This window comes from Hydrogenophaga sp. (assembly GCF_019264445.1).
Taxonomy (GTDB): Bacteria; Pseudomonadota; Gammaproteobacteria; order Burkholderiales; family Burkholderiaceae_C; genus Hydrogenophaga.
The window spans coordinates 15,849-37,480 of record NZ_JAHVAB010000015.1 but is presented as its reverse complement, the minus strand read 5'-3'; the positions used below and the strand labels follow the sequence as shown (position 1 = coordinate 37,480).

17 protein-coding genes and 1 tRNA gene are annotated in these 21,632 nt (G+C 67.9%); 8 read left to right on the top strand and 10 right to left on the bottom strand.

Annotated features, from left to right (window positions below; translation table 11 throughout):
• Window positions 1-122: 122 nt before the first annotated feature.
• Window positions 123-806 carry a histidine phosphatase family protein gene (locus tag KXJ60_RS01835; RefSeq protein WP_291123699.1) on the top strand — a complete coding sequence of 228 codons (684 nt, stop codon included), beginning with the start codon at window positions 123-125 and terminating at the stop codon, window positions 804-806.
• A 22-nt stretch (window positions 807-828) separates the two neighbouring features.
• Here the strand turns inward: KXJ60_RS01835 and KXJ60_RS01830 are convergent, their stop codons facing one another.
• Window positions 829-1,671 carry a creatininase family protein gene (locus tag KXJ60_RS01830; protein WP_291123698.1) on the bottom strand — a complete coding sequence of 281 codons (843 nt, stop codon included), beginning with the start codon at window positions 1,669-1,671 and terminating at the stop codon, window positions 829-831.
• Between the two features lie 40 nt (window positions 1,672-1,711).
• Window positions 1,712-2,932: a cyclopropane-fatty-acyl-phospholipid synthase family protein gene (locus KXJ60_RS01825; RefSeq protein WP_291123697.1), complete on the bottom strand. Its 1,221-nt coding sequence runs from the start codon at window positions 2,930-2,932 to the stop codon at window positions 1,712-1,714.
• Between the two features lie 217 nt (window positions 2,933-3,149).
• Here KXJ60_RS01825 and KXJ60_RS01820 point away from each other — a divergent pair, with 217 nt between their 5' ends.
• Together KXJ60_RS01820 and KXJ60_RS01815 are read left to right on the top strand one after the other, a co-directional pair.
• Window positions 3,150-5,366, top strand: a complete 2,217-nt coding sequence (locus tag KXJ60_RS01820) for a thioredoxin family protein (protein WP_291123696.1) — start codon at window positions 3,150-3,152, stop codon at window positions 5,364-5,366.
• Window positions 5,367-5,412: 46 nt separating this feature from the next.
• Window positions 5,413-6,039, top strand: a complete 627-nt coding sequence (locus tag KXJ60_RS01815; RefSeq protein WP_291123695.1) for a thioredoxin family protein — start codon at window positions 5,413-5,415, stop codon at window positions 6,037-6,039.
• A 12-nt stretch (window positions 6,040-6,051) separates the two neighbouring features.
• Here KXJ60_RS01815 and KXJ60_RS01810 read toward each other — a convergent pair whose 3' ends face one another.
• Window positions 6,052-6,243 carry a DUF1508 domain-containing protein gene (locus KXJ60_RS01810; protein ID WP_291123694.1) on the bottom strand — a complete coding sequence of 64 codons (192 nt, stop codon included), beginning with the start codon at window positions 6,241-6,243 and terminating at the stop codon, window positions 6,052-6,054.
• Window positions 6,244-6,400: 157 nt separating this feature from the next.
• On the opposite strand from KXJ60_RS01810, the gene hemE reads away from it, so the two are divergent.
• From hemE to KXJ60_RS01795, 3 genes are all read left to right on the top strand, one after another.
• A complete protein-coding gene (hemE, locus tag KXJ60_RS01805; RefSeq protein WP_291123693.1) occupies window positions 6,401-7,504 on the top strand; it encodes a uroporphyrinogen decarboxylase in 1,104 nt (367 codons plus the stop codon).
• A gap of 446 nt (window positions 7,505-7,950) precedes the next feature.
• Complete coding sequence (gene priA / locus KXJ60_RS01800) at window positions 7,951-10,098, top strand: primosomal protein N' (protein WP_291123692.1); 2,148 nt, start codon at window positions 7,951-7,953, stop codon at window positions 10,096-10,098.
• Between the two features lie 85 nt (window positions 10,099-10,183).
• The gene (locus KXJ60_RS01795; RefSeq protein WP_363318039.1) at window positions 10,184-11,152 is read left to right on the top strand and encodes an MBL fold metallo-hydrolase; all 969 of its coding nucleotides are present in this window, start codon (window positions 10,184-10,186) and stop codon (window positions 11,150-11,152) included.
• A 52-nt stretch (window positions 11,153-11,204) separates the two neighbouring features.
• On the opposite strand, the gene katG is transcribed toward KXJ60_RS01795, so the two are convergent.
• Both katG and KXJ60_RS01785 read right to left on the bottom strand, forming a co-directional pair.
• Window positions 11,205-13,340, bottom strand: a complete 2,136-nt coding sequence (gene katG, locus KXJ60_RS01790) for a catalase/peroxidase HPI (protein WP_291123691.1) — start codon at window positions 13,338-13,340, stop codon at window positions 11,205-11,207.
• A 277-nt stretch (window positions 13,341-13,617) separates the two neighbouring features.
• Window positions 13,618-14,580, bottom strand: coding sequence for an AEC family transporter (locus tag KXJ60_RS01785; protein ID WP_291123690.1), 963 nt, complete (start codon window positions 14,578-14,580; stop codon window positions 13,618-13,620).
• A gap of 98 nt (window positions 14,581-14,678) precedes the next feature.
• On the opposite strand from KXJ60_RS01785, the gene KXJ60_RS01780 reads away from it, so the two are divergent.
• Together KXJ60_RS01780 and KXJ60_RS01775 are read left to right on the top strand one after the other, a co-directional pair.
• Window positions 14,679-16,757 carry a UvrD-helicase domain-containing protein gene (locus KXJ60_RS01780; protein WP_291123689.1) on the top strand — a complete coding sequence of 693 codons (2,079 nt, stop codon included), beginning with the start codon at window positions 14,679-14,681 and terminating at the stop codon, window positions 16,755-16,757.
• 20 nt (window positions 16,758-16,777) lie between these two features.
• The gene (locus KXJ60_RS01775) at window positions 16,778-17,248 is read left to right on the top strand and encodes a hypothetical protein (protein ID WP_291123688.1); all 471 of its coding nucleotides are present in this window, start codon (window positions 16,778-16,780) and stop codon (window positions 17,246-17,248) included.
• A 48-nt stretch (window positions 17,249-17,296) separates the two neighbouring features.
• Here KXJ60_RS01775 and KXJ60_RS01770 read toward each other — a convergent pair whose 3' ends face one another.
• The 5 genes from KXJ60_RS01770 to KXJ60_RS01750 form a co-directional block, all read right to left on the bottom strand.
• Window positions 17,297-17,683, bottom strand: a complete 387-nt coding sequence (locus KXJ60_RS01770; protein ID WP_291123687.1) for a hypothetical protein — start codon at window positions 17,681-17,683, stop codon at window positions 17,297-17,299.
• A gap of 101 nt (window positions 17,684-17,784) precedes the next feature.
• Window positions 17,785-17,860: transfer RNA gene (locus KXJ60_RS01765), tRNA-Phe, on the bottom strand.
• 57 nt (window positions 17,861-17,917) lie between these two features.
• On the bottom strand, window positions 17,918-18,613 hold the full coding sequence (locus KXJ60_RS01760) for a response regulator (protein ID WP_291123686.1): 696 nt from the start codon (window positions 18,611-18,613) through the stop codon (window positions 17,918-17,920).
• 30 nt (window positions 18,614-18,643) lie between these two features.
• Window positions 18,644-20,893, bottom strand: coding sequence for an ATP-binding protein (locus KXJ60_RS01755; RefSeq protein ID WP_291123711.1), 2,250 nt, complete (start codon window positions 20,891-20,893; stop codon window positions 18,644-18,646).
• 44 nt (window positions 20,894-20,937) lie between these two features.
• Complete coding sequence (locus tag KXJ60_RS01750) at window positions 20,938-21,618, bottom strand: DUF4390 domain-containing protein (RefSeq protein WP_291123685.1); 681 nt, start codon at window positions 21,616-21,618, stop codon at window positions 20,938-20,940.
• Window positions 21,619-21,632 lie beyond the last annotated feature (14 nt).

The following is a 21,632-nucleotide window of genomic DNA, read 5'->3' as shown; positions in this document are numbered from 1 at the left end:
CCAGCCTCCGCATTCCGTCACGAATCGCGCACCTTCGCTCACAGACACCTGCGCGACTGCCCCGCGCCACGCAGTCGCTGCCGGGACAAAAGTCGACCCGCGTGCGCCACAGAATGCCGCCCATGGGAACCCTCTACCTTGTGCGCCACGGCCAGGCCTCGTTTGGTGCGGACGACTACGACCAGCTCAGCGAGATGGGCCAGCGGCAGAGCGTGCAGCTGGGCCGCTACTGGGCCGAGCGCGGCATGGTGTTCGACGCGGTGATCACGGGCACGCTGCGCCGGCATCAACAGACCTGGGCGGGCATTGCCGAAGGTGCGGGCTTCGCGCATGAGCCCCTGGCCTGGCCGGGCCTCAACGAGTACGACAGCGAAGCCGTGATCCGCGCCATTCACCCCCACCCGCTGCAGAAGCCGCGCAACGCCGAAGAAGCCCCCGAGCTCTACCGCCATCACTTCCGGCTGCTGCGCGATGGCCTCACCCAGTGGATGGCGGGCACGGTGAGCCCGCAAGGCATGCCGAGCTACAACGAGTTCGTGCGGGGGATCACCAGCGCGCTCGACCACGTGCGCGCCCACCACCATGGCCAGAACGTGCTGCTCGTCTCCAGCGGCGGGCCGATCTCCACTGCCGTGGGCCACGTGCTGGGCCTGAGCCCGGAGGCCACCATCGAACTGAACCTGCGCATCCGCAACAGCGCGGTGACGGAGTTCCAGTTCAACCCCAAACGCCATTCGCTGCTGAGCTACAACACGCTGCCGCACCTGGACCGCGCCGACTTTCGCGAGTGGGTCACGTACGCGTGACGCGCACGCGGCAGCAGGCGGGTCAGCCCTGGCGTGGGAAAGCGGTGTGCCCGGTGAGGGTGTCGGGCGGGAGCTGGTCGATCTCGCTGAACAACTGCGCCAGCGAACGGCCGGCCGCTTCGAGCACCGCGCGGCCCTTGTCGGCGGTGGCGGCGCTGGCGTTGCCCACCGCGCCCTGCACGTTGTAGTCCTGCATCTGCCAGGCCAGCTTGGCGCTCTTGCCGTTGCCCAGAATGGGAAACTGCTGCGCGCGGTCCTGGGCCGTGGAGCGAAATGAGGCAGCCTGCGCCATGCGCACGCGCTCGGGCGCCAGGGCCAGCATCAGCGAGGTTTCGATCTCGCCGCCGTGGATACCGAAGCGGTGCTCTTCGGCACTGAACATCGCGTTGAGGTCGTTGCCCTGGGCATCGCGCAGCGGCAGGTGAAACCAGTTCACGCTGTAGACCAGCATGCCCAGGCGCGCGCGCAGGTCGCGCGCCACGAGGTCGAGCGCACCCACCTGACCGCCGTGCGCGTTGAACAGCACGAGCTTCTTCACACCGCTGGCGGCCACGCATTCGGCCAGCTCGGTCCAGACGCGCAGCAGGGTCTCGATCTTGAGGGTGAGCGTGCCGCCAAAGCGGGTGTGCTCAGGGCTGAAACCCACGGCCTGCGTGGGCAGGAAGAGCACGGGCAGATCGGCGGCAATGTGCGGCACGGCGGCTTGCGCCACCCCGTTGACGATGTCCGTGTCGACCGAGAGCGGCAGGTGCGGGCCATGCTGCTCGATGGCAGCCACGGGCAGCACGGCGATGGCGCGTGCGGTGTCCAGCGTGGCGAAATCGGCGGTGGAGAGCTCGGACCAGAAGCGGGTGGGGGCGGGCATGCGCGCATCTTAAGCCCGCGCTCCGCCTGCGCCGCAGGCCTCAACCGTAGATGTACCGCCGCGACCACGGCAGCCCCTGCGCGCCCAGGCCTGCGGGTCGGCAGATCACCTGGTAGATCGACACCTCGTCGTGCTCGAAGGCCCAGGCACAGCCCGCCAGGTAGATGCGCCAGATGCGCCACGTCTTCGGGTCCACCAGCGGCCGGATGCGGTCGGTGTGGGCTTCGAACGCTTCGCTCCAGAGTTGCGTGGTGCGCATGTAGTGGCGGCGCAGGCTTTCCACGTCAAACGCTTCCAGCCCGCCTTCCTGCATGGTGCGCAGCACCGTGCCGATGTGCGGCAGCTCGCCCTGCGGGAACACATAGCGGTCAATGAACGCGCCGCCACCGTGGCGGGTTTCGCCGTCAAACGCGTCGGTGCTGGTGATGCCGTGGTTCATGGCCCAGCCATCGGGCTTGAGCAGCGCGCGCATGTGGCCGAAGTAGGCCGCCAGATGGTCAATGCCGACGTGCTCGAACATGCCCACGCTGGTGATGCGGTCGAACGGCCCGTCGCTCACGTCGCGGTAGTCCTGCAGGCGGATCTCGATGCGGTCTTCCAGGCCAGCGGCCTTGACCCGCTCGCACGCCAGCGCGTGCTGGTTTTTCGACAAGGTCACGCCCACGCATCGCGCGCCGAACTTCTGCGCGGCGCGCAGCACCAGCGCGCCCCAGCCGCAGCCTACGTCAAGCAGCCGCTGGCCGGGCTGCAGCTGGATCTTGGTCAGGATGTGGTCGATCTTCCTGACCTGGGCCTCGGCCAGGGTTTCGTTGCCGTGTTCGAAGTAGCCACACGAATACACCATGCGCTCGTCGAGCCACTGGGCGTAGAACTCGTTGGACACGTCGTAGTGGTACTGGATGGCTTCGCTGTCACTCTCCCGCGTGTGCGAGAAGCGCCGGCGCAGGCGCCCGAGCAGGCCCGCTTCAGGCTCGGCGGTCTCGGCCAGGCGGTGCGCCACGGCCAGGATGTCCGCCATGGTGCCCTCCACGTCGATCAGCCCTTCCACATAGGCCTGGCCCAGCGTGTCCAGGCCCGGGTCGATCAACAGCGGCAGCGCCGACAGGTCGCGCACACGGATCTCGACCCGCGGCTGCTCGAACTCACCCAGCGCCAGCGAGGAAGCCCCGTCCTCACCCCAGCTCAGGCGCACGGGCAGGTTCACCCGCGTCCGCATGCGTTGTGCCCAAGGCAACAGGGCGCGCTCCACGATCGATCCCATGCACTGGCCTCCATGCTTGGTCAACCCTCTACCCGCCGTGTTGTACCGAAACAGGGCGGCGCTGTGAAGCCGCAGCGCCGAAACCGGCCCCCCGGCGCCAGACAAATCAACAGCCCTCGCTTATATTGGCGCGGCGCCGCCCAGGAACTTGGGCGGGCCCAGCCCCTCATACCTCCGGTGGGCACCGCCGCCCTCTGCATCCCCGCCCCGCTCTCCCATGTCCCTGAACGCCTTTTTGTCGGTCCTGCGCGCTCCGCGTGCCCTGCTGGTCGCCCTGCTGGTGGCGCTCGCCCCCTGGGGCGCGCTGGCCCAGGGCCTGCTCTCGGGCACCCCCGCCCAGACCGTGGTGCAGAGCGACCAGGCCCGCGCAGAGCTGCTGGCCCACGCGCCCCAAGGCGCCACGCCCGGTCAGCCGGTCTGGGTCGGGCTGCAGATCACCCACGCGCCCGAGTGGCACACCTACTGGAAAAACTCGGGCGATTCGGGCCTGCCCACCGAACTGCAGTGGACCTTGCCACCCGGTGTGAGCGCCGGCCCGATTGCCTGGCCCACCCCGCGCAAGTTCCCCATCGGCAACCTGGCCAACTACGGCTACGACGGCACGGTGGTGCTGCCCGTGCCGCTCACGGTGGCGCCCGATTTCAAGGGCAGCCACATCGACATCAAGCTCTATGCCGCCTGGCTGGTGTGCCGCAAGGAGTGCATTCCCGAAGAGGGCCACTTCTCGCTGCGCCTGCCGGTGCAGGGCTCCACCGGCCTGAATGGCGCGGCGTTTGACGCCAGCTTCCAGGCTGCGCCCAAGGACCAGCCCGCAGGCGAGAGCCGCGTGGCGCCCGAAGCAGACGCCCTGAATGTGGTGCTCACCGGCCTACCGGCCCGCTGGCGCGGCCAGCCGCTGGAGTTCTTCCCCGAAGCCCCGGGCCTGATCGAACCCGGCCAGCCCTGGACGCAGGCCTGGGACGGTGAGCGCTGGACCGCGCGCGTGCCGCTCTCGCCCCACCGCGCCGAGAGCCCGGCGCACATGGCGCTGGTGGTGGCGCAGGCCTCGCCACCCGGGCAGGGCCCAGGCAGCCCAGGCGTGCGCCTGGAGGTGCCGGTGCAGGGCACCTGGCCCGCCGCGGCACCGCTGCCGGTGGCCGTGCCGGCGGCGCTCCAGGCTGCGCTGGACGCCAACGCCGCGCGCGCGTCGGCTGCCGCCCCGGTCAGCAGCGCGCCGCCGCTCACACTGGTCGCAGCGCTGTTGGGCGCGCTGCTCGGCGGCCTCATCCTCAACCTCATGCCCTGCGTGTTTCCGGTGCTGGCCATCAAGGTGATGGCCTTCGCCCAGCACGCACAGGACCGGCGCGCCCACCGGGCCAACGGCCTGGCCTACACCGCCGGCGTGGTGCTGTCTTTCGTGGCGCTGGGCGCGTTGCTGCTGGGGCTGCGCTCGGCCGGCGAGCAACTGGGCTGGGGCTTCCAGCTGCAGAGCCCCGCCGTGGTGGCGGTGCTGGCCACGCTGTTCACGCTGATCGGCCTGAACCTGGCCGGCCTGTTCGAGTTTGGCCATGTGCTGCCCAGCCGCGTGGCCAGCCTGCAGGCGCGCCACCCCACTGGCGATGCCTTCCTCACGGGCGTTCTGGCCACGGCCATCGCATCGCCCTGTACCGCACCTTTCATGGGCGCCTCGCTCGGCCTGGCCATCGCCCTGCCGGCCGCGCAGGCGCTGGCGGTGTTTGGTGCGCTGGGCCTGGGCATGGCGCTGCCCTACCTGCTGGCCAGCTGGGTGCCGGCGGTGGCACGGGCGCTGCCCCGCCCCGGCGCCTGGATGAACACCTTCCGCCACCTCATGGCCTTCCCGATGTTTGCCACGGTGGTGTGGTTGCTGTGGGTGCTCGGCCAGCAAAGCGGCATCGACGGCGCGGCCGCGCTGCTCATGCTGCTGGTGGTGCTGGCGCTGCTGGTGTGGGCGCTGGGCTTGCGCGGGCGCGGGCGCACCGTGATCGCCGGGCTCTCGCTGGCGGGTCTGGCGTGGCTGGGCTGGGCGATCGGTCCCAACGTGATCCGACTGCAAGACGCCACGCCCGGCCAGGCCGTGGCCACCGCCGTGGAAGGCGTGAGCTGGCAACCCTGGAGCCCGCAGGCGCAGGCCGAACTGGTGGCGCAGGGCCGCCCGGTGTTTGTCGACTTCACCGCCGCCTGGTGCGTGACCTGCCAGTACAACAAGCGCACCACGCTCGCCGATGCCAGCGTGCTCGGCGACATGGCGCGCAAGAACGTGGCGCTGCTGCGCGCCGACTGGACGCGCCGCGACCCCGACGTCACGGCGGCGCTGGCCAGCCTGGGACGCAACGGCGTGCCGGTGTATGCGATCTACAAGAACGGTCAGGCCCCGCAGGTGCTGACCGAAGTGCTTCGTGTCGAGGAGGTTCGCGCCGCGCTGGCGGGTTTGTAGGCCAGCGCTGCTCCGTTTCAATCGTCCGCCTTCAGGAGGTTTCCCCATGCAACGCCGTCCCCTGCTCGCCTTCGCCGCTTTTTCACCCCTGGGCACGCTGCTGGTCACGCCGGCCATCGCCGCCCCCGGCCTGGGCCAGGCCGCGCCCGACTTCACCTTGACCGACACCGCCGGCAAGCCGGTGAAGCTCTCCGACTTCAAGGGCAAGACCGTGGTGCTGGAGTGGAACAACCCGGGCTGCCCCTTCGTGCGCAAGCACTACCAGGGCAACATGCAGGCGCTGCAGAAGGAGGCCACGGGCCAGGGTGCCGTGTGGCTGGCGATCAACTCCACGCGCGACGACAGCGCGGACTACCAGTCCCCCTCCCAGCTCGGCCGCTGGATGACCGAGCAAAAGGCCAGCCCCACCGCCACCCTCATGGACGAAGACGGCAAGGTGGGCGAAGCCTATGGCGCGCGCGTCACGCCGCACATGTACATCGTCAACGCCCAAGGCCTGCTGGTGTACGCCGGCGGCATCGACAGCATTCCCTCGGCGCGGGTGGACGACATTTCCAAGGCCACCAACTACGTGCGCCAGGGCCTGGCCGAACTGCGCGCGGGCAAGCCGGTGAGCGTCGCCACCAGCCGCGCCTATGGCTGCAGCATCAAGTACAAAAACGGCGCGGCCTGAGCCGCGCGCCGTTCAACCCTCCAGAAACACCGGGTCGGCCCGGGAGGTCTTCATGAGCTCGATCGAGTGCGTGCAATCCTTCTGGTGAACATAGCTCTCGCTGCTGCGCGCGATCGCCTTGCCGTTCTTCGCGTAATAGACCCAGTACCACTGGCCTTTGTGGTCCTTGGTTTCCCGGTAGCACGGGTAAATGATGTCGGCCATGGTGGCGCTTCCTTTCTGTTCGATGGGTGCTGCGCATCACAGCCGTGAGCGCAGCACCATTGCAACAGGCAGCTCGGGTTTTGCCACTCGTGCTGGCACCGTAGCCAGACCTTCCATAATCTGCGCATACCCCCACCCCTTGTACTGGTCCAACGACATGCCCTTCGCCCCACTGCAAAACGACACATTCCTGCGCGCCTGCCTTCGTCAGTCCACCGACCACACCCCCGTGTGGCTCATGCGCCAGGCGGGTCGCTATCTGCCCGAGTACCGCGACACGCGCGCCAAGGCAGGCAGCTTCATGGGGCTGGCCACCAACACCGACTACGCCACCGAGGTGACGCTGCAGCCGCTGGACCGCTACGCACTGGACGCGGCCATTCTGTTCAGCGACATCCTCACCGTGCCCGACGCCATGGGCCTGGGCCTGTCGTTTGCGCTCGGTGAAGGCCCCAAGTTCGCCAAGACCGTGCGCACCGAAGCCGACGTGGCCACCCTCGCCGTGCCCGACATGGACAAGCTGCGTTACGTGTTCGACGCGGTCACCTCGATCCGCCGTGCGCTCAACGGCCGCGTGCCCCTGATCGGCTTTTCCGGCAGCCCCTGGACGCTGGCCTGCTACATGGTCGAGGGCGGCGGCAGCGACGACTACCGCGCCGTCAAGTCGCTCATGTACAGCCGCCCGGACCTCATGCACCGCATCCTGGCGATCAACGCCGACGCGGTTGCGGCCTACCTCAACGCCCAGATCGAAGCCGGCGCACAGGCCGTCATGGTGTTCGACAGCTGGGGCGGCGTGCTGGCCGACGGCAAGTTCCAGGACTTCAGCCTGGCCTACACGCGGCGCGTGCTGGCACAGCTCAAGCGCGAGCACGAAGGCGCCGTGATTCCGCGCATCGTGTTCACCAAGGGCGGTGGCCTGTGGCTCGACGACATGAAAGACCTGGACTGCCACGCCCTCGGCCTGGACTGGACCGTGAACCTGGCGCGCGCGCGCGCGCAGGTGGGCGAAGGCGCCCACGGCAAGGCCTTGCAAGGCAACATCGACCCCAACGTGCTGTTTGCACCGCCCGAGCGCATCGATGCCGAAGTGGCCGCGGTGCTGGAGAGCTTCGGTGCCCCGCACCAGGGCAGTGGCACCGGGCCCACGCACATCTTCAACCTGGGCCACGGCATCAGCCAGCACACGCCCCCGGAACACGTGTCGGTGCTGGTGGATGCGGTGCATTCGCATTCGAAGCGGCTGCGCCAGCCCGCCTGAAGCGCTGCGGTTTTCGCAGCGCAACCGGGGCCCAGTGCGCCCGCTCCGGTGGTTTTTCCTGGCCGTTCCCCAGCCTGTATGACAGCGTCACAGGCCTGTCAAACACCGGGGCACATGCGGCCATAACACAAAAAATGCCAAAAATCGCACTTGACAAGGCTCACTTATGCACAAAACCTGTGCTGCGGTGCGCCATAAACCCGAGCCCCGTCGGCACACTAGGCATTTCTTCCAATACCGGCGTAAGCCATTGATTCATATAGCTTTTAATTTGTGCTTTTTTTGAAGGCAGTTTAAGCAAACCCTTGATTTGCAAGGCTTCCGGCAGCAGAAAAGCAATCTATCAACAAAGTTATCCACAAAAAGTCTGGATATGTTTCGATGCACTGTCAAATCAACAACTTAGCGCGCTTTTCGACAGTCCAGCTGAGGAATGGGCGCTAAGCATGGCTTTCTGGCCCAGCGTCGTCGTGGCCACGCCCGCGCACAGCGGCGTGGGTGCCCTGCTCACTTACCGAAGTGAGTTGTCGCTCGCGCCGGGCACCCTGGTGCGGGTGCCGCTGGGCGCGCGCGAGGTGCTGGGCGTGGTGTGGGAATGCCCCACCGAACCACCCGAAGGCTTGAGCGAAGCGCAGACCCGCGCGGTGGCCAGCGTGCTCGAAGGCCTGCCGCCGCTCAACGCCCGCTGGCGCCAGCTGGTGCGTTTTGCAGCGCAGTACTACCAGCGCAGCCTGGGTGAGGTGGCGCTGGCCGCGCTGCCGCCCCAGCTGCGCGACCTCAGCACGGTGCAGCTCGCACGGCGCCTGAAAAAGCAGCAGGGCGCGCGCGCTGGCGCCGCGAGCGCACCCGCCGATGCGCCCGGCCAGCACGCCCCCGCGCTGAGCGAGGAACAGCGCGAAGCGCTCCAGGCCCTGGAAGCCGCCACCGCCCCGGTGCTGCTGTTTGGCGCCACCGGCAGCGGCAAGACCGAGGTCTACCTGCAGGCCACCGAGCACGCGCTGCAATCGCAGCCCGATGCGCAGGCGCTGGTGATGGTGCCGGAGATCAACCTCACGCCTCAGCTGGAGGCGCGCTTTCGGGAGCGCTTCGAGCCCTTGTTTGGCGCCGGTGCGCTGGTCTGCCTGCACAGCGGCATGACGCCCGCCCAGCGCCTGGCCGGCTGGCTGGCGGCGCACACGGGGCAGGCGCGCATCGTGCTCGGCACGCGCATGGCCGTGCTCGCCAGCCTGCCGGGGCTGCGGCTGATCGTGGTCGACGAGGAACACGACCCCAGCTACAAGAGCCAGGAAGGCGCGCGGTATTCGGCCCGCGATCTGGCGGTGTACCGCGCCAAGGTGGAAAGCGAGGCGCTGGCGGCAGAAGCCACCGCAGCTGCGCCCGCCCCCCGATGCCGCGTGGTGCTGGGCTCGGCCACGCCTTCGCTGGAGACCTGGCACGCCGCCGACCAGGGCCGCTACCTGCGCCTGTCCATGCCGGCGCGCATCGGGGGCGGCGCGCTGCCGCGCCTGCGCGTGGTCGACATGAACCACCAGCCCAAGGGCGCGCTGCTCGCGCCCCCACTGGTGGCGGCCATGGCCGAGCGCATCGCGCGCGGCGAGCAATGCATGGTGCTGCTCAACCGGCGCGGCTATGCACCGGTGCTGGCCTGCCACGACTGCGGCTGGAAAAGCGCCTGCCCGCACTGCAGCGCCTACCGCGTCTTCCACAAACTCGACCGCACCCTGCGCTGCCACCACTGCGGCTTCACCGAACGCGTGCCGCGCGCCTGCCCCGAGTGCGGCAACCTCGACATTGCGCCGGTGGGTCGCGGCACCGAACAGCTCGAAGAACAGCTCGCCGGCCTGCTGGCCGACGTGCAACGCCCCGACGGAGGCCCGGCGCGCGTGGCGCGCATGGACGCCGATTCCACCCGCCTCAAGGGCAGCCTGGAGGTGCAGCTGGCGACCATGCACAGCGGCGAGGTGGACGTGCTGGTGGGCACCCAGATGATCGCCAAAGGCCACGACTTCCGGCGCATCACGCTGGTGGCGGGCATCAACGCCGACTCGGGCCTGTTTGCCAGCGACTACCGCGCACCCGAGCGCTTGTTTGCGCTGCTCATGCAGGCCGGCGGGCGCGCCGGGCGCGATGCCGCCTTTGTGACCCGCCAGGGCAGCGAGAGCGAGCTCTGGGTACAGACCTGGACGCCGCAGCACCCGCTGTTCGACGCGCTGCGCCGCCACGACTTCCCGGCCTTCGCCGCGCAGCAACTGGCCGAGCGCGAAAGCGCCGGCATGCCGCCGTTTGGGCACCAGGCGCTGCTGCGCGCCGACGCCCGCACGCAGCAGGCGGCGCAGGCCTACCTGAACGCCGCCGCGCAGGCCGCCGACGGACTGCCGCACCGCGACGACGTCACGCTGTACCCGGCGGTGCCGCTGACCATCCAGCGCGTGGCGAACGTCGAGCGCGCGCAGCTGCTGGTGGAAGCCGCCTCGCGCGCTGCGCTGCAGCGTTTCCTCAACGCCTGGCAACCCGTGCTGCTGGCCTGCCGCAGCCTGCCCGAGGCGCGCGGGCTGGTGCGCTTCGCGGTGGACGTCGATCCCCTGGCCATCTGAGTCCGCAACGGCCGCCGGCCGTGGCGCGCTTAAATATAAGCAAACTGCGATATAAGAGCGGCATCACACCCAAGGAGACGTGCCTGTGCCCCGATTCGCACCCCGCTGGTGGCTCGCGCCCCTGCTCGCCCTCACCCTGAACGCCACCTGGGCACAACCCTCCACCGAAGCCGGCCCCCCCATGCGCGTGGAGCAGGTGGGGCCCCACAGCCACTACGTGCAGGGCCTGACCCAGCTCGGATCGACGAGGAACCAGAACTTCATCAGCAACGCCGGCTTCGTGATCACGCCCGCAGGCGTCGTGGTGGTGGACGCGCTGGGCTCGCCGCGCCTGGCCGAGCGGCTCACGCAGGCGATCCGCCAGCTGACCGACCGGCCGATCACCCACGTCATCGTCACCCACTACCACGCCGACCACATCTACGGCCTGCAGCACTTCAAGCAGCTGGGCGCTCAGATCGTTGCGCACCGTGCCTCGCGCGAGTACATCCAGTCGGACACGGCGCGCCTGCGCCTGGAGGCCTCGCGCACCGACCTCGCGCCCTGGATCGACGACCAGACGCGCATCGTCCCGGCCGACCTCTGGCTCGACGGTGCGACCTCGCTCAAGGTCGGCGGCGTGGTGTTCGAGCTCACGCCGGTGGGTCCGTCGCACACGCCGGAGGACCTCACGGTGTACGTGCCGTCGGAAAAAGTGCTGTTCGCCGGCGACCTGTTCTTCCACGGACGCCTGCCGTTCGTGGGCCAGGCCAACAGCCGGCAGTGGGTGCTTTCGCTCGATCGCCTGCTCGCCTTCGATGCCAAGGCGGTGGTGCCCGGCCATGGCGCGGTGTCCACCGACCCGAAAAAAGACATCGGCACCACGCGCGACTACCTCAAGCACCTGCGCCAGAGCATGGGCGACGCGGTCGAGAACTTCGTGCCGTTCGACGAGGCCTACGACAAGACCGACTGGTCGGCCTTCGCGGCCATGCCGATGTTTGGCCCGGCCAACCGCATGAACGCCTACAACACCTACCTGCTGCTGGAGCAGGAGGCGCTGGGCAAGAAATGAAAAAGCCCAGGGCGGTGAAGCCCGGGGCTTTGGCGCTGCGCGCGGGTGTGGATCACACGAGGTCGTAGCGGTCCAGGTTCATGACCTTGGTCCAGGCGGCGACGAAATCGCGCACGAACTTCGGCTGGCCGTCGGCGCTGGCATACACCTCGGCGTAGGCCCGCAGCACCGAGTTGGAGCCGAAGATCAGGTCGTTGCGCGTGCCGGTGAATTTCACCGCGCCGGTCTTGCGGTCACGGCCCTCGAACACCTCGGCCTCGCTGTCCACCGCCTTCCATTCCGTGCCCATGTCGAGCAGGTTGACGAAGAAGTCGTTGGTCAGCGCGCCCACCTTGTTCGTGAACACACCGTGTGCGCTGCCGTCGGCGTTGGTGCCCAGCACGCGCAGACCACCGACCAGCGCCGTCATTTCGGGCGCGGTCAGCGTGAGCAGCTGCGCGCGGTCCACCAGCAAGGCCTCGGTGGCGGCGCCGATGCGGCCCTTGCGGAAGTTGCGGAAGCCGTCGGCCTGGGGCTCCATCACCTCGAACGAGGGGATGTCGGTCTGCGCCTGCGTGGCGTCCACACGGCCCGGGGCGAACGGCACCTGCACCGCCACGCCCGCGGCCTGCGCCGCCTGCTCCACGCCCACCACCCCGGCGAGCACGATCACATCCGCCAGCGACACCTTGCCGGCAATGCCGCGCAGCTTGTCCAGCGCCTTCACGGCCACCTGGTTGACCGCCCAGTCTTTCTGCGGTGCGAGCGCCAGGCGCGCGCCGTTGGCGCCGCCCCGCTTGTCGCCACCGCGGAAGGTGGACGCCGAGGCCCAGGCCACCGACACCAGCTCCGACACCGACAAACCCGACGCCGCGATCCTGGCCTTGGCATCGGCGATGTCCGCCGCCGTGGGCTTGAGCGTGGCCGCGGGCAGCGGGTCTTGCCAGATCAGGTCTTCCTTCGGCACTTCGGGGCCGAGGTAGCGTGCCTTCGGGCCCATGTCGCGGTGGGTCAGCTTGAACCAGGCGCGGGCGAAGGCCTCGGCAAACGACTGCGGGTCTTCGTGGAAGCGCTTGGAAATCTTGCCGAACTCGGGGTCGAAGCGCAGCGTGAGGTCGGTGGTGAGCATCGTGGGCTTGTGGAACTTGCCCGGGATGTGCGCGTCCGGAATGATCTCGGGCGCGTCCTTGGCGACCCACTGCTTGGCACCGGCTGGCGACTTCGTGAGTTCCCATTCGAAGTTGAAAAGGTTCTCGAAGAAGTTGTTGCTCCACAGCGCTGGCGTTTTGGTCCAGGTGACTTCCAGGCCGCTGGACACCGTGTCCTTGCCGTGGCCGCTGCCGTAGTTGCTGTTCCAGCCCAGGCCTTGCGCCTCAATGCCCGCGGCTTCCGGCTCGGGGCCCTTGTGGTGCTCGGGTGCAGCACCGTGCGACTTGCCGAAGGTGTGGCCGCCCGCGATCAGGGCCACGATTTCCTCGTCGTCCATGGCCATGCGGCTGAAGGTGACGCGGATGTCCTTGGCGGCGGCGAGGTAGTCGCCGCTGGCGTTCGGGCCTTCGGGGTTCACGTAGATCAGGCCCATGTGCGTGGCGGCCAGGTTGTCGTCCAGCTCACGGTCCCCGTGGAAACGCTTGTCCGTCGCCAGCCACGCGGTTTCTGCGCCCCAGTTCACGTCGTGGTCGGGTTCCCACACGTCTTCACGGCCACCCGCAAAACCGAAGGTGCGAAAGCCCATGGTCTCCAGCGCCACGTTGCCGGCGAGGATGAACAGGTCGGCCCACGAAATCTTCTGGCCGTACTTCTGCTTGATCGGCCAGAGCAGGCGGCGCGACTTGTCGATGTTGACGTTGTCGGGCCACGAGTTGAGCGGCGCAAACCGCTGCTGGCCACGGCCGCCACCCCCCCGGCCATCGGCCAGGCGGTAGGTGCCGGCCGAGTGCCAGGCCATGCGGATCATCTGGGGGCCGTAGTGACCGAAGTCGGCGGGCCACCAGTCCTGGCTGTCGGTCATGAGCTTGACCAGATCGGCCTTGAGCGCCTTGTAGTCCAGCGACTTGAACGCTTCGGCGTAATCGAACGCCTCACCCAGCGGGTCGGACTTGTTCGAGTGCTGGTTCAGCAGGTCCACGCGCAACTGGTTGGGCCACCAGTCCTTGTTCGTGGTGCCTCCACCGGCAGCGTGGTGGAAAGGGCATTTGGCTTCGCTCATGGGATCTCCTTGTTGTGGATGGGCTGAGAGGTAACGAAAGGGCGCGCGGGGAGCGTGCGGATCAATGGGCCAACGCCAGCGCAGCGAGTCGCTCCAGCCACGAGGGCGCGGGAGAAACCAGCGGGGTGCTGGGCTTGGGCAATGAACGCATGGACATCTCCTGAAATCGACTCGATGGACTTTAAAGAGCCCAAGAGCATATGTCAAAACAATTGAGAAGATTTATTCAATAGTCTATGACTATTGTTCCTGCGCCCCACCCATCGTGGGGGTCGACTCACGTCAGCAGCGTGACAGCGCCCGAGAAGGTCAGGAAGGCCACCGCCGTGGTGACCAGGATGATGCGGGCGATGCGCCCGTTGTCCGCGCCGAAGCGCTCGGCCAGCAACGAAACGTTGCTGGCACTGGGCAGCGCGGCCGCGAGCACCATCACGGTGAGCGCTGAGGGCGAGAGCGGCGCGCCCGCACGGATGGCCAGCGAGCCCACCGCGAGCACCAGCAGCGGGTGCACGAAGAGCTTCATCATCGCCACCGGCACATAGTCGGCCAGCGGCATGGGGTGGTTGGCCGTCATTTGCGCGCGCGCCAGCACGGCGCCAATGGTGAACAGCGCCACCGGCGAGGCCGAATCGGCCAGCAGCCAGACGGTCTGCTCCAGCGGCTTGGGCAAGGTGAACGCCCAGGCCGAGGCCACGCCGCCCAGAATGATGGCCCAGGGCATCGGGTTGGTGAGCACGCCTTTGAGCGCCTTGCGCGCGGCATCGAACACCGCCGAGCGGCCATTGCCCTGCGCGTCGTCCAGGCGCGAGAGCGCAATGCACAGCGAGCTGGTGATCACCATGTCGACCACCATGGTGAGAATCACGGTGCCCGCCGCCGACGCACCGAGTAGCGCCACGATGAGCGGCACGCCCATGAAGCCCGAGTTGGGAAACGCCGCCACCAGCGCACCGAGCGCCGCGTCGTTCCAGCGCGTGCGCGCATTCAGCGTGAAGGCGATGGTGACGGCCACCACCACCAGGCCGCACAAAAGGTAAAGGCCCGCGACCCAGGCGTCCAGCAGTTGCGCGATGGGCGTGGTGGAGCCGAAGCGGTACAGCATGCAGGGCAGCGCGAAGAACAGCACGAAGCCGTTGAGCCCCGGAATGGCCTCCAGCGGGAGCATGCGCCGGCGTGCCGCCACGTAGCCGGCCAGCACGAGCGCAAAAAACGGGAAGGTGACCAGCAGGATGTGCAACACGGCGCCGATTGTCTCAGGTGCCAGCGGGCCGCCGCCGACACCCCGCCCGGTATGATCCAACGCTCTTTTTTGACGCTTCGAGACGCCCTCCCGCTCCCATGTCCCACGGCCTGAACCTTGCCCAACTCGAAGCCGTGAACCACCTGGGCGGACCCTGCTTGGTGCTGGCCGGCGCGGGCTCCGGCAAGACGCGCGTGATCACGCACAAGATCGGGCGCCTCATTCAGGCAGGCCTGGCGGCCGACCGCATCGCGGCCATCACCTTCACCAACAAGGCCGCCGCCGAAATGCGCGAGCGCGCCGCGCAGCTCGTGGGCCGCGATGCCAAGAAGGTGCTGATCTGCACCTTTCACGCGCTGGGTGTGCGCCTGCTGCGCGAAGACGGCGCCGCGCTCGGCCTGAAGAAGCAGTTCTCCATCCTCGACACCGACGACATCACCAGCCTGCTCAAGGACTGCGGCGGCACCACCGACGCGGCCACCGCCCGGGGCTGGCAGTGGGGCATCAGCGCGTGGAAGAGCGCGGGTCTCAACTCGGCGCAGGCGCTCGCGCAGGCCAAGGACGAGGACGAGCGCGTGATGGCGACCATCATGGCGCGCTACGAAGAGCGCCTCACCGCCTACCAGAGCGTCGATTTCGACGACCTCATCAGCCTGCCGCTCAAGCTGCTGAACGAACACGAGGACGTGCGCGCGCGCTGGCAAAAAAAGATGGGCCATGTGCTGGTCGACGAGTACCAGGACACCAACGCCACGCAGTACGAACTGCTCAAGCTGCTGGTGGGCGAGCGCGCACGCTTCACCGCCGTGGGCGATGACGACCAGTCCATCTATGGCTGGCGCGGCGCCACGCTGGACAACCTGAAGAAGCTGCCGCAGGACTTCCCCGAGCTGAAAGTCATCAAGCTGGAGCAGAACTACCGCTCCACCAGCGCCATCCTGCGCGCGGCCAACAACGTGATCGGCCCCAACCCGAAGCTGTTTCCCAAAACGCTGTGGAGCGATCTGGGCGAGGGCGAGCCCGTGCGCGTGGTGGACGCGGACAACGAAGAGCACGAGGCCGAGCGCGCCGTCGCGCGCATCCAGAGCTTGCGGTCGAGCTCGCAGCACAAGGAGTGGCGCGACTTCGCCATCCTGTACCGCGCCAACCACATGGCGCGCTCGTTCGAGCAGTCGCTGCGCAAGGCCCAGATTCCGTACAAGGTCTCGGGCGGCCAGAGCTTCTTCGACAAGGCCGAGATCCGCGACCTCTGCGCCTGGCTGCGCCTGCTGGTGAACAACGACGACGACCCGGCGTTCCTGCGCTCGGCCACCACACCCAAACGGGGCATTGGCCACACCACCTTGCAGGCGCTGGGCACCTTTGCCACGCAGTACAAGCTCAGCCTGTTCGAGGCCCTCTTCGCCAGCTCACTGGGCACCGCCCTGCCCGCGCGCGCTGTGGCCACGCTGCACGAATTCGGCCGCGCGGTGAACGACCTGGAGTACCGCGCCAAGAGCACCGTCGGCCATGAAGCCGCGCGCGCCTTCCTCAACGACTGGCTCAAGGACATCGGGTACGAGAAGCACTTGTACGACAGCGAAGACAACGAAAAGGTCGCCGCCGCGCGCTGGACCAATGTGATGGACTTCTGCGACTGGGTCGCCGGGCGCTGCGGCGGCAAGCTGGAGGACGACGCGGGCGTGCAGGTGGAGACCGAACGCAAGAGCCTGCTGGAAGTGGTGCAGACGATTGCGCTGCTCTCCACGCTGAGCGAGCGCGAGCAGGACCAGAACGTGGTGACGCTCTCCACCTTGCACGCCTCCAAAGGGCTGGAGTGGCCCCACGTCATGCTGGTGGGCGTGAACGAAGGCCTGCTGCCCTTCAAGCTGGAAGAAGAGCCGGGCCAGAGCGACGCCGCGGCCGAGAACATGGCGCAGCGACTGCAGGAAGAACGCCGACTGATGTACGTGGGCATCACCCGCGCGCAACGCACGCTGGCGGTGAGCTGGCTCAAGCGGCGCAAGAAGGGGCGCGAAAGCATCCCGGGCCAGGCCAGCCGCTTCATCCAGGAAATGGCGCTGGACCAGGCCACCATCAAGGAAGACCCGCGCGAGAAACTGCGCGCCTTGCGCGCCGAGTTCGCCAAGCGCGCCAACGATCAGGCCGCACAGAAAGCGGCCGACCTCACCCCATGACCCGTTGCTGCATCCCCTCCGTGAGTGCCACCCTGCTGGCCCTGCTCCTGGGCTCCGTCGCATCCGCGCAGCCCGCCAGCGCGCCACCCTCCGCCTGCACCCAGCCCGCTGACATGGCACCCAGCCAGCTCTACGGCCTGTGGCAACTCACACTGTGGCCGCAGGAGGGCGGCAGCGAGGCCGCCCCGGCATCCACCGGCGCGCTGCTCTTCGAGCGCCACCCCGAGTACCCCGGCAGCGTGCGCGGCAACCTCAAGCGCAGCACCGTCGGCAACGACCGGCAGGCCCTGGTGTCGGGCGACGTCACCGACGGCGAATTCAACCTCGATGAATCGGCCGACGGCGTCACCATGGACGCGGTGTGGGAAGGCAACGTCACCCCTGCCAGTTGCGCACAGGAACTGCGCGGCATTCGCAGGCCCGCCCAGGGCCGCACCGGCGAGGGACCGGTCATGAACTTCGTGCTGAAGAAAGCGCCTGGCTGGCGCTGACCGCGAGGGCAGGCGCGCCACCCCGGCGCCACCCGCTCTCTCAGGCCATCAAACGGCGGTGACAGCCTCGCGTTCGAACCACGCGCCCAGCAACGCGCCCAGCTGAGCCGGCACGTCGTTGTCGAAACTCATCAACGCATCGACCGGCTGCGCCGCAGCGGCGGCGTCCAGCAGCGCATTGAGCACCGCACGGTGTGCGTCCGACGCGGGGCGGGCGCCGCCCGCCTCCAGCACGGCCAGACAAGCCTGGCGCGTGCGGTCCGAACCGAGCACGTGCCACGCATAGTCGATCTCGTAGCGCGTCACCAGGTCCTTCAGGCTCTCACCATCTTCGCGCGCCTCGTGGGCCAGCTGCGCGGCGGTGCGGATGACAAGGCCTTCAGTGAACCGGTTCAACAAGTCGTCGCGCAGCAGCGCCGCATTCACATCAGCCATCGTGTCTCCAGAGAAGAGCGTGGGGCCGCTCGGCATTCGCATGGAATGAGCCAGCCCAGAAATGCAAAAGCCCATCGCGGTGGATGGGCTTTTGCGAGATTTGGTGGCCTGGGACGGAATCGAACCATCGACACGCGGATTTTCAATCCGCTGCTCTACCAACTGAGCTACCGGGCCTTGGAAAGAAGCGAGATTGTAGCAGCTTCAAAAGCCCACCCCGACGACGGGCGTTGATCAGAGTGCGCTGCGCTTGCTTCGGGCCAGGTCGACGCCCAGCTGCTTGAGCTTTCGGTAGAGGTGGGTGCGCTCCAGGCCGGTCTTTTCGGCCACGCGGGTCATGGAACCCGACTCCTTGGCGAGGTGGTACTCGAAGTACGCTTTTTCGAATTCGTCGCGCGCTTCGCGCAATGGGCCGTCGAGGTTGAACGACTGCAGGGACTGCGGGCCCAGGTCCAGCACAGGCTCGGGCAATGCCGCGCCAGCCATCGTGGTGTCCACGGCGAGGTCGGCCGAGAGCGAGCCCACCATGCGCAGGGTGGGCGCGAGGTTGCCGCCGGGTTTGGCAGGCGTTTTGTTGAGCCCCTGGTCCACGGCCTTGAGCAGCTTGGCCATGGTGATGGGTTTCTCAAGGAACGCGGTGGCACCAATGCGTGTGGCTTCCACTGCGGTGTCGATGGTGGCATGGCCGCTCATCATGATCACAGGCATGGACAGCAGGCCACCGCTGGCCCATTCCTTGAGCAGGGTCACGCCATCGGTGTCGGGCATCCAGATGTCGAGCAACACGAGGTCGGGGCGCAATTGGGCACGCACGGCGCGCGCCTGCGCGGCGTTTTCAGCGAGTTCGACCGTGTGGCCTTCGTCGTTGAGGATTTCCGAGAGCAGGTCCCGAATCCCCAGTTCATCGTCTACGACCAGAATAGTTGCCATGGCGCGGAGTGTGTCCCTCGGAGCGTGTTGTCAATTTGCAACTGCGAATGATAACGACACTTGCGCGCCGATCACCTTGCCTTCGGTCATGCGGTTGCTCAGGTCCACGCGCCCGCCATGCTCGTCCATGATTTTCTTGACCACCGCCAACCCCAGGCCGGTGCCCTTGACCTTGGTGGTCACGTAGGGCTCGAAGGCGCGCTTGAGGATGTGCTCGGCAAAGCCCGGGCCTTGGTCGAGCACCGACAGGCGCACCCACTGGCCGGAGTCCGAGCGGCGCGTGCGCAGCACCACTTGCGCACCGGGCACGCCGGCCATGGCGTCTTGCGCGTTCTGCACGAGGTTGTGCAACGTCTGGCGCACCTGCTGCGGATCGGCCTTGGCCTGTGGCAGGTCGTCGGCGAGTTCGAGGCGCACCGGCACGGCCGCGTTGTCGTAGAGCACCACGATGTCGCGCACCAGGGCATTGAGGTCGACCGCGGCGAGCTGGGCAGCGGGCAGGCGCGCGTAGTCGCGGAATTCATTGACCAGGCGCTTCATGGCATCGACCTGATCGACGATGGTGCGCACCGACTTGTTGAGGATGGCCTGCTCGGGCGGCTGCACCTTGCCCTCGAGTTTCATGGCCAGCCGCTCGGCTGACAGCTGGATGGGGGTGAGCGGGTTCTTGATCTCGTGCGCCAGGCGCCGCGCCACTTCGCCCCAGGCCTTGGCGCGCTGTGCCGAGACCATTTCGGACACGTCGTCAAACACCAGCAGCCGTTCGTTGTTGGGCAACAGCGCGCCGCGCGCAATGAGGGTGAGTCCTTCCTGAAACGGGGTGCTGCCGTCCGCATTGAGCTCGAACGACTGCTGCCAGTGCCCACCCTCGTGCTGGGTCTGCTCCGACAGGAACCGCTCGAACTGCTGCAGCACCGCCTGACCGAAGGCTTCGAGCCCGGGGACATCGGCCAGCGGCTGGCCCAGGTGCAGGGCCAGCGGTGTGTGCAGGATGCGCGCCGCACCGGGGTTGACGCTGTGCACGCGACCTTGCTCGTCGAGCACGACGACGCCGGCCGTGAGGTTGTCCAGAATGGTCTGCAGGTTGTCGCGCGCGGCATCGGCCTGCTCCATGTTTTGCTGGGCGGCCGTGCGCGCATCCGCCAGGTCTTGCGTCATGTGCGCAAAGGTGCGGGTGAGGCTGGCGAGTTCGTCGCGCGAGGTCAGGGCCATTTTGGGCGCGAGGTTGCCAGCCGCCACTTCGCGCATGCCCTCGGCGAGCACGAGCAGCGGTCGCACGAGCTGATTGCCCAGCAGCACGGCCAGCAGCACCGCGCCAAACACCGCCAGAAACAGCGCCAGCGTGAGCGTGCCGATGTACATGCGGCGCAGGCCTTCGCGGGTGAGGGCGCGTTCCTGGTACTCGCGGTTGGCCACCTGCACCGCGAGCGCGTCGGTCACCAGCGCACCGGGCAACGGCACCACCACCTGCAGGTAGCGCGACTCGGCGCTGAAGCCGAAGTTGGGCGGGCTCACCAGGGCCAGCACCTTGATGCGCGGCTGGCTGGCCGCGATGAGCGCCTCGATCTCGCCACTGCCGTCTTCTTCCAGGCCTTCGATCTGCGCCACCACACGGGCGGAGCGTGCGCTGCGAAACTGCGCGGCCGTGGGCCGTTCGGGGTTGATGTCGAAGCGGGAGATGCCCGAGCTGCCCAGCGCCTGGCCACTCGCACCCCACAGCACCAGGTCGGTCACACCGAGTTGCTCGCGCAGGCGCTCCAGCGCCAGCACCGCCGATGAGTTCGGCAAACGCGACAGCCCTTCGGCGGCCACGCGCGTCTTGCTGGTCAGGTCGGCCGTGAGGGTATCGAGTGTCGTGCGCCCCAGATTGAGGCCTGCAGCCAGCGCCGACTCGACCCGCACATCGAACCAGCTCTCGATCGAGCGCGAGACAAACTGGTACGACACGGTGTAGATCAGCAGGCCCGGCAGGATGCCGACGAGGCCGATGATGCCCGCGAGCTTGATGAGCAGGCGGCTGCCGAATTTGCCGCGCTTGAGGCGCAGCGTCAGCCGCATGGCCAGCCACAGGATGACCAGCAGGAGGAAGGCCGCCACGGCGACGTTGATGCCGACCAGCCAGTTGAAGTTCTGCTCGTAGAAGGCACGGTTGTTGGTGGCCAGCGTGAGCAGGAACAACAACACCATGCCCACGCCAGCCATGAACACCAGGCCCGCACCGATGGCCCATCGCACGGCCGCCGGTTTGGCCTTGGGCGGGGTGGTGTGGACGGGCGTCATGGCGGCGTCAACACCGGTCTGGCCGTGTGCGCTGCGCATGATGTTCAGCGCGTGGGCTCGCTCACGCTGGCTTCGCCGGTGAGCTCAATGGCGTGCACGCCCGCGGCGTGGTCTGCGGCCTTTTCGGGCTCGATGCGCTCGGGCACGGGCAACGTCTGTCGAACTTCCACGTTCCATTCCGCCTGGTTGCCCATGCCGATCTGGAAGGGCCGAGGCAGCAAGGACAGGTCAAGACGGAAGGAGAATTCGACTTCGTGGTCGGCGCCGGGCTCCAGCCGTGCGGCATCGGCCACCCGCCACCGCGCCACCCGCCCGACGCCTGCCAGCGCCTCGTTGAGGGAGTCGAAGTTCTGGTGCAGCGCGTACTGCATGCCCGCCCCGCCAGCGGCAGCGGCCATGTCATTGGACAGGCTGACCCGCCAGCGCCTCGTGAGCGGCTGGTAAGCCAGCCGCAACGTGCGGGTGGCGGTGGCCACGCGCTTGTCGGTCCAGTACCAGCGGGCGCGGTACACATCGGCGTGCCACACGAAATACAGGGGAACGGCCTTGTACAGGGCCTCTTCCACCACGGACGCGGGCTGGAGGCCCATGCGGGCGGAGAGCAGCAAGCCCTCGGGGGTGCGCAGCAAACTGATTTGCTGCACCTGCGGCGCCTGCGCATGGGCGGGCCAGAACATCAGCAACGACAGCACCAACCCCAGGCAGAGCCCGAAACCATGAATCATGGCGCGGGTGCCGC

Bases quoted from the DNA above. Each gene is read 5' to 3' on its own strand.
- KXJ60_RS01750 (WP_291123685.1), bottom strand. From the start codon at position 21,618: ATGATTCATGGTTTCGGGCTCTGCCTGGGGTTGGTGCTGTCGTTGCTG.
- katG (WP_291123691.1), bottom strand. From the start codon at position 13,340: ATGAGCGAAGCCAAATGCCCTTTCCACCACGCTGCCGGTGGAGGCACC.
- KXJ60_RS01770 (WP_291123687.1), bottom strand. From the start codon at position 17,683: ATGGCTGATGTGAATGCGGCGCTGCTGCGCGACGACTTGTTGAACCGG.
- KXJ60_RS01815 (WP_291123695.1), top strand. From the start codon at position 5,413: ATGCAACGCCGTCCCCTGCTCGCCTTCGCCGCTTTTTCACCCCTGGGC.
- KXJ60_RS01760 (WP_291123686.1), bottom strand. From the start codon at position 18,613: ATGGCAACTATTCTGGTCGTAGACGATGAACTGGGGATTCGGGACCTG.
- KXJ60_RS01755 (WP_291123711.1), bottom strand. From the start codon at position 20,893: ATGACGCCCGTCCACACCACCCCGCCCAAGGCCAAACCGGCGGCCGTG.
- priA (WP_291123692.1), top strand. From the start codon at position 7,951: ATGGCTTTCTGGCCCAGCGTCGTCGTGGCCACGCCCGCGCACAGCGGC.
- KXJ60_RS01820 (WP_291123696.1), top strand. From the start codon at position 3,150: ATGTCCCTGAACGCCTTTTTGTCGGTCCTGCGCGCTCCGCGTGCCCTG.
- KXJ60_RS01830 (WP_291123698.1), bottom strand. From the start codon at position 1,671: ATGCCCGCCCCCACCCGCTTCTGGTCCGAGCTCTCCACCGCCGATTTC.
- KXJ60_RS01810 (WP_291123694.1), bottom strand. From the start codon at position 6,243: ATGGCCGACATCATTTACCCGTGCTACCGGGAAACCAAGGACCACAAA.
- hemE (WP_291123693.1), top strand. From the start codon at position 6,401: ATGCCCTTCGCCCCACTGCAAAACGACACATTCCTGCGCGCCTGCCTT.
- KXJ60_RS01780 (WP_291123689.1), top strand. From the start codon at position 14,679: ATGTCCCACGGCCTGAACCTTGCCCAACTCGAAGCCGTGAACCACCTG.
- KXJ60_RS01835 (WP_291123699.1), top strand. From the start codon at position 123: ATGGGAACCCTCTACCTTGTGCGCCACGGCCAGGCCTCGTTTGGTGCG.
- KXJ60_RS01825 (WP_291123697.1), bottom strand. From the start codon at position 2,932: ATGGGATCGATCGTGGAGCGCGCCCTGTTGCCTTGGGCACAACGCATG.